The organism is Microbulbifer maximicatervae (SeqCode) (assembly GCF_052466985.1).
Map to the genome: position 1 here is coordinate 3,208,702 of NZ_CP174298.1, position 14,655 is coordinate 3,223,356.

Annotated in this window: 16 protein-coding genes; 1 reads left to right on the forward strand and 15 read right to left on the reverse strand. The window is 54.9% G+C overall.

Annotated features, from left to right (window positions below; all coding sequences use genetic code 11):
• Positions 1–2: 2 nt before the first annotated feature.
• The 10 genes from rpmC to rpsJ form a co-directional block, all read right to left on the reverse strand.
• Positions 3–194, reverse strand: coding sequence for a 50S ribosomal protein L29 (gene rpmC / locus ACJJI3_RS14220; protein ID WP_020411392.1), 192 nt, complete (start codon positions 192–194; stop codon positions 3–5).
• Entirely contained in the window at positions 194–607 is a 414-nt protein-coding gene (gene rplP / locus ACJJI3_RS14225) for a 50S ribosomal protein L16 (protein ID WP_282934395.1), read from the reverse strand. Before rplP ends, rpmC begins: the two co-directional genes overlap by 1 nt.
• 11 nt (positions 608–618) lie before the next feature.
• Entirely contained in the window at positions 619–1,299 is a 681-nt protein-coding gene (gene rpsC, locus ACJJI3_RS14230; protein WP_282934396.1) for a 30S ribosomal protein S3, read from the reverse strand.
• A gap of 19 nt (positions 1,300–1,318) precedes the next feature.
• Complete coding sequence (gene rplV / locus ACJJI3_RS14235) at positions 1,319–1,651, reverse strand: 50S ribosomal protein L22 (protein WP_282934397.1); 333 nt, start codon at positions 1,649–1,651, stop codon at positions 1,319–1,321.
• Positions 1,652–1,666: 15 nt separating this feature from the next.
• Complete coding sequence (gene rpsS, locus ACJJI3_RS14240) at positions 1,667–1,945, reverse strand: 30S ribosomal protein S19 (RefSeq protein ID WP_069946924.1); 279 nt, start codon at positions 1,943–1,945, stop codon at positions 1,667–1,669.
• A gap of 37 nt (positions 1,946–1,982) precedes the next feature.
• Entirely contained in the window at positions 1,983–2,807 is an 825-nt protein-coding gene (gene rplB / locus ACJJI3_RS14245; protein ID WP_108731657.1) for a 50S ribosomal protein L2, read from the reverse strand.
• Between the two features lie 14 nt (positions 2,808–2,821).
• Positions 2,822–3,118 (reverse strand): 50S ribosomal protein L23, encoded by a 297-nt coding sequence (gene rplW, locus ACJJI3_RS14250; RefSeq protein WP_282934398.1) that lies wholly within the window; start codon positions 3,116–3,118, stop codon positions 2,822–2,824.
• Entirely contained in the window at positions 3,115–3,729 is a 615-nt protein-coding gene (gene rplD / locus ACJJI3_RS14255) for a 50S ribosomal protein L4 (protein WP_020411385.1), read from the reverse strand. The genes rplW and rplD overlap by 4 nt, the downstream gene beginning before the upstream one ends.
• Before the next feature lie 18 nt (positions 3,730–3,747).
• Positions 3,748–4,383 carry a 50S ribosomal protein L3 gene (gene rplC, locus ACJJI3_RS14260; RefSeq protein ID WP_108731654.1) on the reverse strand — a complete coding sequence of 212 codons (636 nt, stop codon included), beginning with the start codon at positions 4,381–4,383 and terminating at the stop codon, positions 3,748–3,750.
• Positions 4,384–4,493: 110 nt separating this feature from the next.
• The gene (gene rpsJ, locus ACJJI3_RS14265) at positions 4,494–4,805 is read right to left on the reverse strand and encodes a 30S ribosomal protein S10 (RefSeq protein WP_010133849.1); all 312 of its coding nucleotides are present in this window, start codon (positions 4,803–4,805) and stop codon (positions 4,494–4,496) included.
• A 174-nt stretch (positions 4,806–4,979) separates the two neighbouring features.
• Here rpsJ and ACJJI3_RS14270 point away from each other — a divergent pair, with 174 nt between their 5' ends.
• Complete coding sequence (locus ACJJI3_RS14270) at positions 4,980–5,456, forward strand: aminoacyl-tRNA deacylase (protein WP_282934399.1); 477 nt, start codon at positions 4,980–4,982, stop codon at positions 5,454–5,456.
• A 190-nt stretch (positions 5,457–5,646) separates the two neighbouring features.
• Here the strand turns inward: ACJJI3_RS14270 and tuf are convergent, their stop codons facing one another.
• The 5 genes from tuf to rpoC all read right to left on the reverse strand — a co-directional run bounded on the left by tuf (position 5,647) and on the right by rpoC (position 14,548).
• Entirely contained in the window at positions 5,647–6,840 is a 1,194-nt protein-coding gene (tuf, locus tag ACJJI3_RS14275) for an elongation factor Tu (protein WP_108731642.1), read from the reverse strand.
• 76 nt (positions 6,841–6,916) lie between these two features.
• Complete coding sequence (gene fusA, locus ACJJI3_RS14280; RefSeq protein WP_282934400.1) at positions 6,917–9,022, reverse strand: elongation factor G; 2,106 nt, start codon at positions 9,020–9,022, stop codon at positions 6,917–6,919.
• Between the two features lie 90 nt (positions 9,023–9,112).
• Positions 9,113–9,583 carry a 30S ribosomal protein S7 gene (gene rpsG, locus ACJJI3_RS14285; RefSeq protein WP_152451131.1) on the reverse strand — a complete coding sequence of 157 codons (471 nt, stop codon included), beginning with the start codon at positions 9,581–9,583 and terminating at the stop codon, positions 9,113–9,115.
• Between the two features lie 110 nt (positions 9,584–9,693).
• Entirely contained in the window at positions 9,694–10,068 is a 375-nt protein-coding gene (gene rpsL / locus ACJJI3_RS14290) for a 30S ribosomal protein S12 (protein ID WP_108731651.1), read from the reverse strand.
• A 250-nt stretch (positions 10,069–10,318) separates the two neighbouring features.
• Positions 10,319–14,548: a DNA-directed RNA polymerase subunit beta' gene (gene rpoC, locus ACJJI3_RS14295; RefSeq protein ID WP_444940091.1), complete on the reverse strand. Its 4,230-nt coding sequence runs from the start codon at positions 14,546–14,548 to the stop codon at positions 10,319–10,321.
• Positions 14,549–14,655 lie beyond the last annotated feature (107 nt).

The window sequence follows — 14,655 nt, forward strand, 5'->3', positions numbered from 1 at the left end:
GATTAATTACCTGCCTTCTCGGTCAACACAGTCTTTATGCGAGCAATGTCGCGACGAGTCTGCTTCAGCAGATGAGTCTGAGCCAGTTGACCGGTGGATTTTTGCATACGAAGCTTAAATTGAGCTTCGAGCTGGTTCAGCAGTTCCTGGTTCAGCTCTTCAACTGACTTTTCGCGTAGATCTGCAGTCTTCATTACATCACCGAACGCTTAACGAAAGTTGTTTTTACAGGCAGCTTGGCCGCAGCTAGTGCGAAAGCCTCACGAGCCAGCTCCTCGGACACACCCTCCATCTCATAGAGGACCTTGCCCGGCTGGATCTGAGCTACCCAGTATTCAACGCCACCTTTACCTTTACCCATTCGAACTTCGAGGGGCTTATTGGTAATGGGCTTGTCTGGAAACACACGAATCCAGATTTTACCGCCACGTTTAATGTGACGAGTCATTGCGCGACGAGCCGCTTCGATCTGGCGCGCAGTAATGCGTCCACGACCGGTAGCCTTAAGGCCAAACTCGCCAAAGCTCACTTTAGAGCCGCGCTGAGCAAGACCGCGGTTGCGACCCTTCTGTACCTTGCGGAATTTTGTACGCTTTGGTTGCAGCATTTGCGTACCCCTTATTTAGCAGCTTTTTTGCGGCTCTTTACCGGCTTCTCATCGGGCACTTCGTCACCGATTACCTCGCCTTTAAAGATCCACACCTTGATACCGATGATGCCGTAAGTAGTCTTCGCTTCAACATTGGCGTAGTCGATGTTGGCGCGCAGGGTGTGCAGGGGCACACGGCCTTCGCGATACCATTCGGTACGCGCGATTTCTGCACCGCCAAGACGGCCACTTACTTGAATCTTGATACCTTCGGCACCCTGACGCATAGCGTTCTGTACGGCACGCTTCATAGCGCGACGGAACATAACACGGCGTTCCAGCTGCTGGGCAACGTTCTGGCCAACCAGAGCCGCGTCCATATCAGGCTTGCGCACTTCTTCGATGTCGATGTGCACAGGTACGCCCATCTGCGCGCTTACTTCTTTGCGCAGACGTTCTACGTCTTCACCTTTTTTACCGATCACGATGCCCGGACGTGCAGTGTGAATCTTCACACGTGCAGTGTTTGCCGGACGTTCAATCTCGATACGGCTCACAGAAGCGTGGGCCAGTTTTTTGCGAATGTATTCGCGAACTTTCAGATCCGTGTACAGCTTGTCTGCGTACTCGTCGCTGCCGGCATACCAAACAGAGGTATGCTTTTTAACGATACCCAGACGAATGCCGGTAGGATGTACTTTTTGTCCCATGGTTTTCTCGCCTGCTCTCTTATTTCTCGGCCACTTTCACAGTGATGTGACAAGTACGCTTAAGAATGCGATCAGCACGACCTTTAGCACGCGGCTTAATGCGCTTCATGGTCATACCTTCGTCCACAAAAATTGTGGAAACCTTCAGCTCGTCAACGTCAGCACCTTCGTTGTGCTCAGCGTTGGCAATGGCCGACTCCAGTACTTTCTTAATGATCGCCGCACCCTTTTTAGTACTGAAAGCCAGTATATCCAGGGCCTCTTCAACGCCTTTGCCGCGAACCTGATCAGCTACCAGTCGCGCCTTTTGCGCCGATAGACGTGCGCCGCGTAATTTTGCTGCTACTTCCATCTTTATAACCTCGGCTTAGCGCTTCTTCGCTTTCTTGTCCGCAGCATGACCGCGGTAAGTGCGGGTAGCAGCGAACTCGCCCAGTTTATGGCCAACCATTTCTTCGTTAACCAAAACGGGCACGTGTTGACGACCGTTGTGCACGGCAATCGTCAGTCCAACCATTTCCGGCATAATCATGGAACGGCGGGACCAGGTTTTAATCGGCCGACGATCGTTTGCTGCAATCGCTGCCTCCACCTTCTTGATCAAATGCAGATCAATAAAGGGACCTTTCTTTAATGAGCGTGGCACTGTCGATTCCTCTCTAGCTGCTCAGACATCGCGCGGCTTACTTGCCGCGACGACGTACTATCATCTTATCGGTGCGCTTGTTCTTGCGCGTTTTCTTACCCTTGGTCGGAACGCCCCACGGAGTAACCGGATGACGACCACCAGAGGTACGGCCTTCACCACCACCGTGCGGGTGATCTACCGGGTTCATCGCCACACCGCGAACGGTAGGACGAACACCACGCCAGCGTGCAGCACCAGCTTTACCCAGCTTGCGCAGGCTGTGCTCGGAGTTGCTCACTTCACCCAGGGTTGCGCGGCACTCAGCGAGAACCTTGCGCATTTCGCCGGAACGCAGACGAATGGTCGCATACTGACCTTCACGAGCCACCAGCTGCACAGAGGCACCAGCAGAACGGGCCAGCTGAGCGCCTTTGCCTGGCTTCAGCTCGATCGCGTGGATTACAGAACCTACCGGAACGTTGCGCAGAGGCAGAGTGTTACCCACAACAATCGGTGCGGCATCGCCGGACTGAATGGTGGCACCTGCTTTCAGGCCTTTCGGTGCGATAATGTAACGACGCTCACCGTCGGCGTAACACACCAGAGCGATGTGTGCGCTGCGGTTGGGATCGTACTCCAGACGCTCAACTTTAGCCGGAATACCGTCTTTGTTGCGCTTGAAGTCGATTACACGGTAGTGCTGCTTGTGGCCACCACCAATGTGACGGGTAGTGATACGACCATTGTTGTTACGGCCACCACTTTTGCTCTTGCTCTCCAACAGAGGAGCGTAAGGAGCACCCTTGTGCAGGTCGGTGTTAACAACCTTAACCAGGTGACGACGGCCGGCGGAGGTCGGTTTTGTTTTTACAATTGCCATTGTAACGGTCCCCTTTACTCAGCAGCTTCAAAATTGATATCGCTGCCCTCAGCCAGGCGAACGTAGGCTTTTTTCCAATCGCTGCGCTGGCCCATGCCATTGCGAGTGCGTTTGGTTTTGCCCTTTACGTTCACGGTGCGAACCTGCTCAACGGAAACGTTAAACAGCTTCTCAACCGCAGCCTTGATCTCAGCTTTTTCGGCGTCGGTGGTAACCTTGAAAACTACCTGATTGGCGCTATCGGCCAGTCCAGCAGCTTTTTCGGAAATTACCGGGCCCAGCAGTACTTTGTAGAGTCGCTCTTGGTTCATCCCAGCACCTCTTCAATTTTCTTGAGCGCAGAAACGGTAACCACGACCTTATCAAAGCGAATCAGGCTTACTGGATCGATCGCCTGTACATCGCGGACGTCGATCTTGTGCAAGTTGCGTGCGGCCAGGTAGAGGTTTTCGCTAACCTCTTCAGTCACGATCAGCGCATCGGACAGGTCAAACTGAGCCAGTTTGCTTACCAGCTGCTTGGTCTTGGGTGCGTCCACATCAAAGGACTCAACCACTACCAGGCGCTCCTGACGAGCCAGCTCAGACAGAATGCAACGCAGTGCAGCGCGGTACATTTTTTTGTTCAGCTTAACGCTGTGATCGCGCGGATCAGCGGCGAAGGTTACGCCACCGGAACGCCACAGCGGGCTGCGGATAGTACCGGCACGTGCGCGGCCAGTACCTTTTTGGCGCCATGGCTTCTTACCACCACCAGAAACATCAGAACGATTTTTCTGCGCCTTGGTACCCTGGCGAGCGCCGGCCATGTAGGCCACAACTGCCTGGTGTACCAGATCTTGGTTGAACTCACGTCCGAAAGTCACTTCAGAGACAGCTACTGTGCCTTTAGCGCCTTCGGGAGTAGCGATATTCAGTTCCATATCTATTTCCCCTCAGACTTAGGCTTTAACTGCCGGACGAACGATAACGTTGCCACCGGGTGCACCGGGTACAGCGCCTTTAACCAACAGCAGGTTGCGTTCGGCATCGACACGAACCACTTCCAGATTTTGCACGGTTACGCGCTCAGCACCCATATGTCCGGCCATCTTCTTGCCTTTCCATACGCGGCCAGGAGTCTGACATTGACCGATAGAACCGGGTGCGCGGTGAGACAGGGAGTTACCGTGGGTTGCGTCCTGGGTGCGGAAATTCCAACGCTTAACGCCGCCCTGGAAGCCTTTACCTTTGGAAGTGCCGGTTACGTCGATCATCTGGCCAGCTTCGAAGCTGGAAACAGTAATTTCAGAACCGATTTCGAAAGTCTCTTCGGAACCGTCAGTGCGCAGTTCGAAAAGATTTGTGCCAGCCTCTACATTGGCTTTGGCGAAGTGGCCCGCTGCGGGCTTGGAGACACGGGAAGCTTTGCGGCTGCCTACTGCTACTTGAACAGCGCTGTAACCGTCAGTTTCCTGAGTTTTCACTTGGGTGACGCGATTCGGAGCAACCTCAACAACGGTTACCGGAATGGATACGCCATCTTCAGTGAAGATGCGAGTCATGCCGCTCTTGCGGCCGACAATACCTATAGTCATCTTTTTTAACCTCTCAGTGCACGGGGCTTTAACCCACTGCGGCCGCCCAATTTCAGAGCGTTACACTACCCGGACCGTTTTCGCCCGGGATTCGGTAGTTAGTAAAAGTGTTAGCCGAGACTAATTTGGACCTCAACACCGGCCGCCAGATCGAGCTTCATCAGCGCGTCGACGGTTTTCTCGGTAGGCTCAACGATGTCCAGCAAACGCTTGTGAGTACGGATCTCATACTGATCGCGAGCGTCTTTATTAACGTGCGGGGAAATCAGTACGGTGTACTTCTCTTTGCGAGTCGGCAGCGGGATAGGACCGCGAACTTGTGCGCCAGTGCGCTTAGCCGTCTCTACGATCTCCTGAGTGGACGCATCGATCAGCTTGTGATCGAAGGCCTTCAGGCGAATACGGATACGTTGACCCTGCATGGAATCAAACTCCAATTATTAACTAAAGAACGTCCTCTTACGCAGCCCCGAGGGCGGGCGAAAAGGAGCGCGAATTCTACGGGGAGCGCAGCAGGCTGTCAACTGTACAGGCTGATCAAATTTCAATCTGCCGAAACTACAATTGAGTACTCCAAGCGGAACGAGGTATCCACAATGACTATCGCCGCAACACTGAGTCAATATTTAAATGACCAATCGGTCGATTACCATCTGATTCAGCACCCGCACACTCGCACCAGCCGGGAAAGCGCCCGCGCCGCCCATGTGCGAGAGGATCAGGTGGCAAAAGCGATTTTGCTTCAGGATATAGAGGGTTACGTAATGGCTGTGATCCCAGCCAGCAGCAGCCTCGACATGCGCTCTCTTCACAATGAGACAGGGCGAAACTCACTGCAAATGGTCTCGGAAACCGAGCTCGGCGCCATATTCCCAGACTGTGAACTGGGCGCCCTGCCCGCCCTAGGCCAGGCTTACGGAATTACCACCCTGCTAGACACCAGCCTTGGACACCGTGAAACCATTTACTTTGAGGCCGGTGACCACGAAGAGCTGGTCGAGATGAGCGGCCCTCAATTCACCAAACTGTTTGCGGGCAGCAGAAGCTGTGATTTAAGCCGGGATTGGCCATAAGCTCGCTAGATTAAAAGCAAATATTAGCGGCCGCAGATATGCCGGAAAGGATTCAATATTGAGCCCCTAACAGAGAGGGGTGATGCTCGCAGCACCAAACAACACCAGCTGGTGCAAGTAGGCAATTATCAGGCACAAAAAAAGCCGCAGCGCGTCCGCTGCGGCTTTTTATTTAGATCAGGAGTAACTATTACTCGATGATCTTGGCAACAACGCCCGCACCTACGGTACGACCACCTTCGCGGATAGCGAAGCGCAGGCCGTCTTCCATGGCGATCGGAGCGATCAGGGTAACAACCATTTGAATGTTGTCGCCCGGCATTACCATTTCAGTACCTTCCGGCAGCTCTACCGCACCAGTTACGTCGGTAGTACGGAAGTAGAACTGAGGACGGTAGCCTTTGAAGAACGGGGTGTGACGACCACCTTCGTCCTTGGACAGTACATACACTTCCGCTTCGAACTTGGTGTGCGGAGTGATGGAGCCCGGCTTAGCCAGTACCTGACCACGCTCTACTTCGTCACGCTTGGTGCCGCGCAGCAGTGCGCCGATGTTCTCACCAGCACGACCTTCGTCGAGCAGCTTGCGGAACATTTCAACACCAGTACAGGTAGTAGTGGTGGTTTCTTTGATACCAACGATTTCGATCTCGTCGCCAGTGTTGATCACACCGCGCTCTACACGACCAGTTACAACAGTACCACGGCCAGAGATAGAGAATACGTCTTCGATCGGCATCAGGAACGGCTGATCTACAGCGCGCTCTGGCTCAGGGATGTACTCGTCCAGAGTCTCTACCAGCTTCTTAACAGCGGTAGTACCCATTTCGTTGTCGTCTTCGCCGTTCAGGGCCATCAGAGCGGAACCAACGATGATCGGAGTGTCGTCACCTGGGAACTCGTACTGATCCAGAAGTTCGCGAACTTCCATTTCTACCAGCTCGAGCAGCTCTTCGTCGTCTACCATGTCCGCTTTGTTCAGGAATACAACGATGTAAGGTACACCTACCTGACGGGAAAGCAGGATGTGCTCACGAGTCTGCGGCATGGGGCCGTCAGCTGCGGAACATACCAGGATAGCGCCATCCATCTGAGCAGCACCGGTGATCATGTTCTTAACGTAGTCGGCGTGTCCCGGGCAATCTACGTGAGCGTAGTGGCGAGTCGGGGACTCGTACTCAACGTGAGAAGTAGCGATGGTGATACCGCGCTCACGCTCTTCCGGTGCATTGTCGATACCGTCGAAAGCAACAGCGTCACCGCCCCAAACTTCCGCACATACGCGGGTCAGAGCAGCGGTCAGGGTGGTTTTACCGTGGTCAACGTGACCGATGGTGCCCACGTTCACGTGGGGCTTGGAACGTTCAAACTTTTCTTTTGCCATCTTTAGATGTCCTCTAGCTAAAAGTTTGCCAAAGGGGCCCCAGCTGTTGGCCCGGCCCCCTTTAAGCAGAAGTTAATTAGGCCTTGGTCTTGGCGATGATCTCATCGGCAACATTTTTCGGCGCTTCGGCGTACTTCAGGAATTCCATGGTGTAGGTAGCACGGCCCTGAGTAGCAGAACGCAGGTCGGTTGCGTAACCGAACATTTCTGCCAGAGGTACTTCCGCATTGACAACCTTACCGGAGGGGTTGTCTTCCATACCCTGAATGAGGCCACGGCGACGGTTGAGGTCACCAACCACATCACCCATGTTCTCTTCCGGAGTTACCACTTCCACCTTCATCATCGGCTCGAGCAGCACCGCACCGCCCTGACTGGACAGCTTCTTGGTCGCCATAGAACCGGCGATCTTAAACGCCATTTCATTGGAGTCCACATCGTGGAAGGAACCGTCGTACAGAGTCGCCTTCAGGCCCAGCAGCGGGTAGCCAGCCAGAACACCGTTCTTCATCTGCTCTTCGATACCTTTCTGTACCGCAGGAATGTATTCCTTCGGTACCGCACCGCCCACGATTTCGTTAACGAATTCCAGACCTTCCTGAGACTCGTCTTCGGCGGGCTCAAACTTCACCCATACGTGACCGTACTGACCGCGACCACCGGACTGACGAACGAACTTGCCTTCGATCTCAGAGGTGTTGCGGATAGTTTCACGGTAGGCAACCTGAGGCTTACCGATGTTCGCTTCAACGTTGAACTCACGCTTCATGCGGTCAACGATGATATCCAGGTGCAATTCACCCATACCGGAAATAATGGTCTGACCGGTTTCCTCGTCAGTCTTCACGCGGAAGGACGGATCTTCCTGGGCCAGCTTGCCGAGGGCAATACCCATTTTTTCCTGGTCCGGCTTGGACTTGGGCTCAACCGCAACAGAAATTACTGGCTCGGGGAACTCCATACGCTCCAGAACAATCTTGTTGGCTTCGGAGCACAGGGTGTCACCAGTGGTTACGTCTTTCAGACCAATCGCAGCAGCGATGTCACCAGCCAGTACTTCTTTAATTTCCTGACGATCGTTGGAGTGCATCTGCACCATACGACCGACACGCTCTTTCTTCATTTTTACGGAGTTGTATACCGCAGTACCGCTCTCCAGCTTACCGGAGTAAACACGGAAGAAAGTCAGGGTACCAACGAAGGGGTCGGTAGCAATTTTGAACGCCAGTGCAGCGAACGGCGCGTTGTCGTCAGCTTCGCGGCTCTCAACAGTTTCGCCATCTTCCAGAGTACCTTCGATCGCCTTAACTTCAGTCGGCGCCGGCAGGTATTCGATAACTGCGTCCAGTACAGCCTGTACACCCTTGTTCTTGAACGCAGAACCGCCCAGAACCGGTACAATTTCGTTGGCCAGGGTACGCTGACGGATAGCTGCCTTGATTTCTTCTTCGGACAGCTCACCTTCTTCCAGGTATTTTTCCATCAACTCTTCGCTGGCTTCAGCAGCCGCTTCTACCAGGTACTCGCGCATTTCGTCGCACTCGTCCTGCAGCTCAGCGGGGATGTCAGCGTAGTCGAAAGTCATGCCCTGGTCGGCTTCATTCCACAGAATGGCCTTCATCTTCACCAGGTCAACAACACCCTTGAACTCGTCCTCAGAGCCGATGGTCATCTGCAGAGGTACAGCATTCGCGTTCAAGCGGTCTTTCAGCTGGCTCACAACGTTGCGGTAGTTCGCACCGGCGCGGTCCATTTTGTTTACGAATACCATGCGCGGTACTTCGTATTTGTTCGCCTGGCGCCATACGGTTTCAGTCTGAGGCTGAACACCAGAGGAGCCACACAGTACAACAACAGCACCGTCGAGTACGCGCAGGGAGCGCTCAACTTCAATAGTGAAGTCAACGTGTCCTGGGGTATCGATGATGTTTACGCGGTGCTGGTCGAACTGCTGCTGCATGCCAGACCAGAAACAGGTAGTTGCAGCAGAAGTAATGGTGATACCACGCTCCTGCTCCTGCTCCATCCAGTCCATGGTGGCAGCACCTTCGTGTACTTCACCAATTTTGTGGGATAGACCAGTGTAGAAAAGTACGCGCTCGGTAGTAGTGGTTTTACCGGCGTCTACGTGGGCACAGATACCGATGTTACGGTAACGTGCGATGGGCGTTTTACGTGCCACAGTTGTATCCTCGATATAACGGCAAAAGGCAGCCTGGAATTTTCCGTGCTGCCTTTCGGTATTAATTTCCGATGTTGGTATTCATCAGACTTAGAAGCGGTAGTGAGAGAATGCCTTGTTGGCTTCTGCCATGCGGTGTACATCTTCACGCTTCTTGACCGCGCCACCCTTGTTTTGGGCTGCATCGATCATTTCGTTGGCCAGACGCTGAGCCATAGATTTCTCACCGCGCTTACGGGAGAACTCCACCAACCAACGCATTGCCAGAGCCGTACGACGCGAGGGGCGCACTTCTACAGGCACCTGATACGTCGCACCACCAACACGGCGGGACTTTACTTCCACCATAGGCGCGATATTTTCCAAAGACTCCTCGAATACTTCGATCGGATCTTTGTTCAATTTTTCAGAAATAGTTTCAAGTGCACCGTATACGATACGCTCTGCAACTGACTTCTTGCCGCTGATCATGACGTGGTTCATGAACTTGGCCAGGGTGACGTTCCCGAACTTGGGGTCCGGTAGCACTTCGCGCTTGGCGACTACTCGTCTTCTCGGCATGGGTATTGCCTCTCTTCAGGGTTATTCTGAGACGCCGCCGTAAAACATTACAATCCGGCGAGCTCAGCCTTACTCCGGTTGGAAACCGAAACGCAAATCGTTAAAGGTGATTAACCTTTAGGACGCTTGGCGCCGTACTTAGAACGGCCCTGCTTGCGATCGTTTACGCCGGCACAGTCAAGTGCACCGCGTACAGTGTGGTAGCGCACACCCGGCAGGTCTTTTACACGACCGCCGCGAATCAGTACCACGCTGTGCTCTTGCAGGTTGTGGCCTTCACCACCGATGTACGAAGTTACTTCGTAACCGCTGGTCAGACGCACACGGCAAACCTTACGCAGTGCAGAGTTCGGCTTCTTCGGTGTAGTGGTGTACACACGAGTGCAAACTCCGCGACGCTGCGGGCTAGCCTGCAGAGCAGGAACGTCGCTTTTTTCAACTTTGCGTTTTCTCGGCTTACGAACCAACTGGTTGATCGTTGCCATTAAAAATCACTCCAAAAATAAAATGCCCCCACCTCTAACAGTGAGGGCCTATCGTCTGTGTGTATCGTCCGATCCTGGGATCAAACGGAACACCCCACATAAGCGGGGGCCGCATTCTATAAGCGACAACCCGCCTAGTCAATCGGCGACGGAAGTAAGTGCTTACATCACAGACAGTCGCCAATATCAGATTGGGCACCTAAGTGCCCCAACCTACCCCACTCCACCAACAGATAGAGTGGGATACGCCTTATTCGCCTGAGGACTTCAGTGCCTCAGTCAGAGCTGCTTCAACCTCAGCTGCGGAAGGTCCTTCACCGAAGGCCTCTTCCAACTGCAGGCTGCGCTTGCGCTTGCGCTCGCTGTGGTAAGCCAGACCGGTACCAGCCGGGATCAGGCGACCCACAACCACGTTTTCTTTCAGGCCGCGCAGGCTGTCTTCCTTGCCGGTTACCGCCGCTTCGGTCAGAACGCGGGTGGTCTCCTGGAACGAGGCCGCCGACAGGAAGGACTCAGTTGCCAGGGACGCTTTGGTAATACCCAGCAGCAGGCGTTCGAACTGAGCGGGCTGCTTGTTCTCGGCACGCAGCTGTTCGTTCTCTTCGATCACGCGCTGGTATTCAACCTGGTCGCCCTTAATCAAGCTGGAATCACCCATCTCGGTGACTTCAACTTTACGCAGCATCTGACGCACGATGGTTTCGATGTGCTTATCGTTAATACCTACACCCTGGAGGCGGTAAACCTCCTGGATCTCGTTGGTGATGTAGCGAGCCAGCTCTTCAACACCTTTCAGGCGCAGAATATCGTGCGGGTTAGACGGGCCATCGGAGATAACCTCACCCTTCTCTACGGTTTCACCTTCGAACACGGTCAGCTGGCGGTGCTTTGGAATCAGAACCTCGTAGTGGTCCTTACCATTGGCCAGCGGCTTGCCGTCGCGCGGGGTAATCTGCAGACGAACCTTGCCTTTGGTCTCTTTACCGAAGGAAACGGTACCGGAGATTTCCGCCAGAATGGACGGCTCTTTCGGCTTACGCGCTTCAAACAGGTCGGCAACGCGGGGCAGACCACCGGTAATATCCTTGGTACCGCCGGATTCCTGCGGAATACGTGCAATTACGTCACCCACGTTCACCTGCTTACCTTCAGCCAGGCTGAGGATCGCGCGCGGCGGCAAGGCGTAGTGCGCAGGCGCATTACTGTTAGCCAGAGTCAGCTCTTCGCCGTTCTCATCCAGCAGGGTTACCGCTGGGCGCAGATCTTTACCCGCTGCTGGGCGCTCGGCCGGATCGATAATCTCGATAGAGGACAGGCCGGTGATATCGTCGGTCTGCTTGCGGATGGAGAGCCCTTCTTCCATACCGGACAGTTTCACCCAACCGGCAACTTCGGTGATGATCGGGTGGGTGTGCGGGTCCCACTTGGCCACAATCTGGCCACCATCTACCTCGGCACCTTCGTAGACGCTGATCACAGCACCGTAAGGCAGCTTGTAGCGCTCTCGCTCGCGACCGGCGCCGTCGGCAATCGCCAGCTCACCAGAACGGGACACGGCTACCAGAGTGCCAACTTCGGTCTTAACCGTCTTAACATTATGCAGACGTACGGTACCGCCCTGCTTCACCTGGATGCTGTCCGCAGCAGAGGCACGGCTTGCAGCACCACCGATGTGGAAGGTACGCATGGTCAGCTGGGTGCCCGGCTCACCGATGGACTGTGCGGCAACAACGCCCACAGACTCACCCGGGTTGGCGCGGTGGCCACGGGCCAGGTCGCGGCCGTAACACTGGGCACAGATACCGTGTGCAGTCTCACAGGTGATCGGGGAGCGAACCAGAACCTCATCGATGCCCATGGCTTCGATGCGCTCTACCCACTTCTCGTCGATCATAGTGCCGGCAGAAACGGCGATTTCGTCACTGCCTGGCTTCAGTACATCGCGGGCCACTACACGACCGAGGATACGGTCACCGAGAGATTCGATAACATCACCGCCCTCGATTACCGGCGCCATGGTCAGACCGTCGTCGGTGCCACAATCCAGCTCGGTAATTACCACGTCCTGGGCCACGTCAACCAGACGACGGGTCAGGTAACCGGAGTTAGCGGTTTTCAGTGCGGTATCCGCCAGACCTTTACGAGCACCGTGGGTCGAGATGAAGTACTGCTGTACAGTCAGGCCTTCACGGAAGTTTGCCGTAATGGCGTTCTCGATAATGGAGCCATCCGGACGGGCCATCAGACCACGCATACCAGCGAGCTGACGGATCTGAGCTTCAGAACCACGAGCACCGGAGTCAGCGTACATGTATACGGAGTTGAAGGAGTCCTGCTTGGTCTCGTTGCCCTCGCGGTCGATCACCTTCTCTTTCTTGATACCGGCCATCATCGCCTGGGTTACCTTGTCGTTGGTGCGGGACCAAACGTCGATAACCTTGTTGTACTTCTCACCCTGGGTTACCAGGCCGGAAGCAAACTGGCTTTCAATCTCTTTCACTTCTGCTTCAGCGGCATCGATCAGCTCAGCTTTCTCAGCCGGAATCTCAAAGTCGTTCACACCAATGGAGGAACCGGACTTGGTAGAGAAGTCGAAACCGGTGTACATCAGCTGGTCGGCAAAAATAACCGTCGCCTTCAGGCCTACCTTGCGGTAGCACTCGTTCAGGGCGCGGGAGATCGCCTTTTTCTTCATCGGCTGGTTGACGTGCGCAAACGGCAGGCCTTCCGGCACGATGTTCCACAGCAGCGCGCGGCCTACAGTGGTGTCCTGAATGGAGATAGTCTCGTGCTTCTCACCGTCTTCGCCGACGATATTTTCGCGGATACGTACCTTGATCTTCGCTTGCAGACCAACCTGCTTGGCGTAGAAAGCGCGGCTCACTTCTTTGATATCGGAGAAGAACATGCCTTCGCCTTTATCGTTAACGCGCTCGCGGGTCATCCAGTACAGACCCAGTACCACGTCCTGGGACGGTACGATAATCGGCTCACCGTTAGCAGGCGACAGGATGTTGTTGGTGGACATCATCAGCGCGCGGGATTCCAGCTGCGCTTCGATCGTCAGCGGTACGTGTACCGCCATCTGGTCACCGTCGAAGTCGGCGTTATAGGCCGCACAAACCAGCGGGTGCAGCTGGATTGCCTTACCTTCAATCAGTACCGGTTCAAACGCCTGGATACCCAGACGGTGAAGGGTCGGTGCACGGTTAAGCAGTACTGGGTGCTCGCGGATCACTTCGTCGAGGATATCCCAAACGACAGCTTCCTCGCGCTCAACCATCTTCTTGGCAGCTTTGATCGTAGTGGCCAGGCCACGGGATTCCAGCTTGCCAAAGATAAACGGCTTAAACAGTTCCAGTGCCATCTTCTTGGGCAGACCACACTGATGCAGACGCAGGGTCGGACCTACCACGATCACGGAACGACCGGAGTAGTCAACACGCTTACCCAGCAGGTTCTGACGGAAACGACCCTGCTTACCTTTAATCATGTCAGCCAGGGACTTCAGCGGGCGCTTGTTGGAGCCGGTGATGGCGCGACCGCGACGGCCGTTATCCAGCAGTGCGTCAACAGATTCCTGCAGCATGCGCTTTTCGTTGCGCACGATAATGTCCGGCGCGTTCAGCTCAAGTAGACGCTTCAGACGGTTGTTACGGTTGATCACACGACGGTAGAGGTCGTTCAGATCGGAGGTCGCGAAACGACCGCCATCCAGCGGTACCAGCGGGCGCAGATCCGGCGGCAGAACCGGCAGAGCCTTCATCACCATCCACTCCGGGTTGTTGCCGGACTTGTAGAAGGCTTCCAGCAGCTTCAGGCGCTTGGACAGTTTCTTGATCTTGGTTTCGGAGTTGGTCGCCGGGATCTCTTCGCGCAGGCGCTGGATTTCTGCGGGCAGCTCGATGTCCGCCATCAGCTCCTGGATCGCCTCGGCACCCATTTTCGCTTCAAACTCGTCGGCGAACTCTTCCATCGCCTCAAAGTACTGCTCGTCATTCAGCAGCTGGCCGCGCTCCAGGGTAGTCATACCCGGCTCGGTAACCACGTAAGATTCGAAGTACAGCACGCGCTCGATATCGCGCAGGGTCATGTCCAGCAGCAGGCCGATACGGGACGGCAGGGACTTCAGGAACCAGATGTGTGCAACCGGGCTGGCCAGCTCGATGTGACCCATGCGCTCACGGCGAACCTTGGCCTTGGTCACTTCAACGCCACACTTCTCACAGATAATGCCGCGGTGCTTCATGCGCTTGTACTTACCGCACAGGCACTCGTAGTCTTTTACCGGGCCAAAGATCTTGGCACAGAACAAGCCTTCACGCTCAGGCTTAAAGGTACGGTAGTTGATGGTCTCCGGCTTTTTCACTTCGCCGTAGGACCAGGAGCGAATCATGTCCGGTGATGCCAGACCGATACGAATCGCATCAAACTCTTCCAGCTGCTCCTGGGACTTCACCAGATTTAATAAATCTTTCAAGGCCTTTCCTCCACTAGGGGGTAGTCAACCCGGCACTCGCACTAGCCGCCGGGCTAGCCAGCTGCCCCACTGCTTCGAGGGGCGCTGGCACTTGTCTCATTTCACCT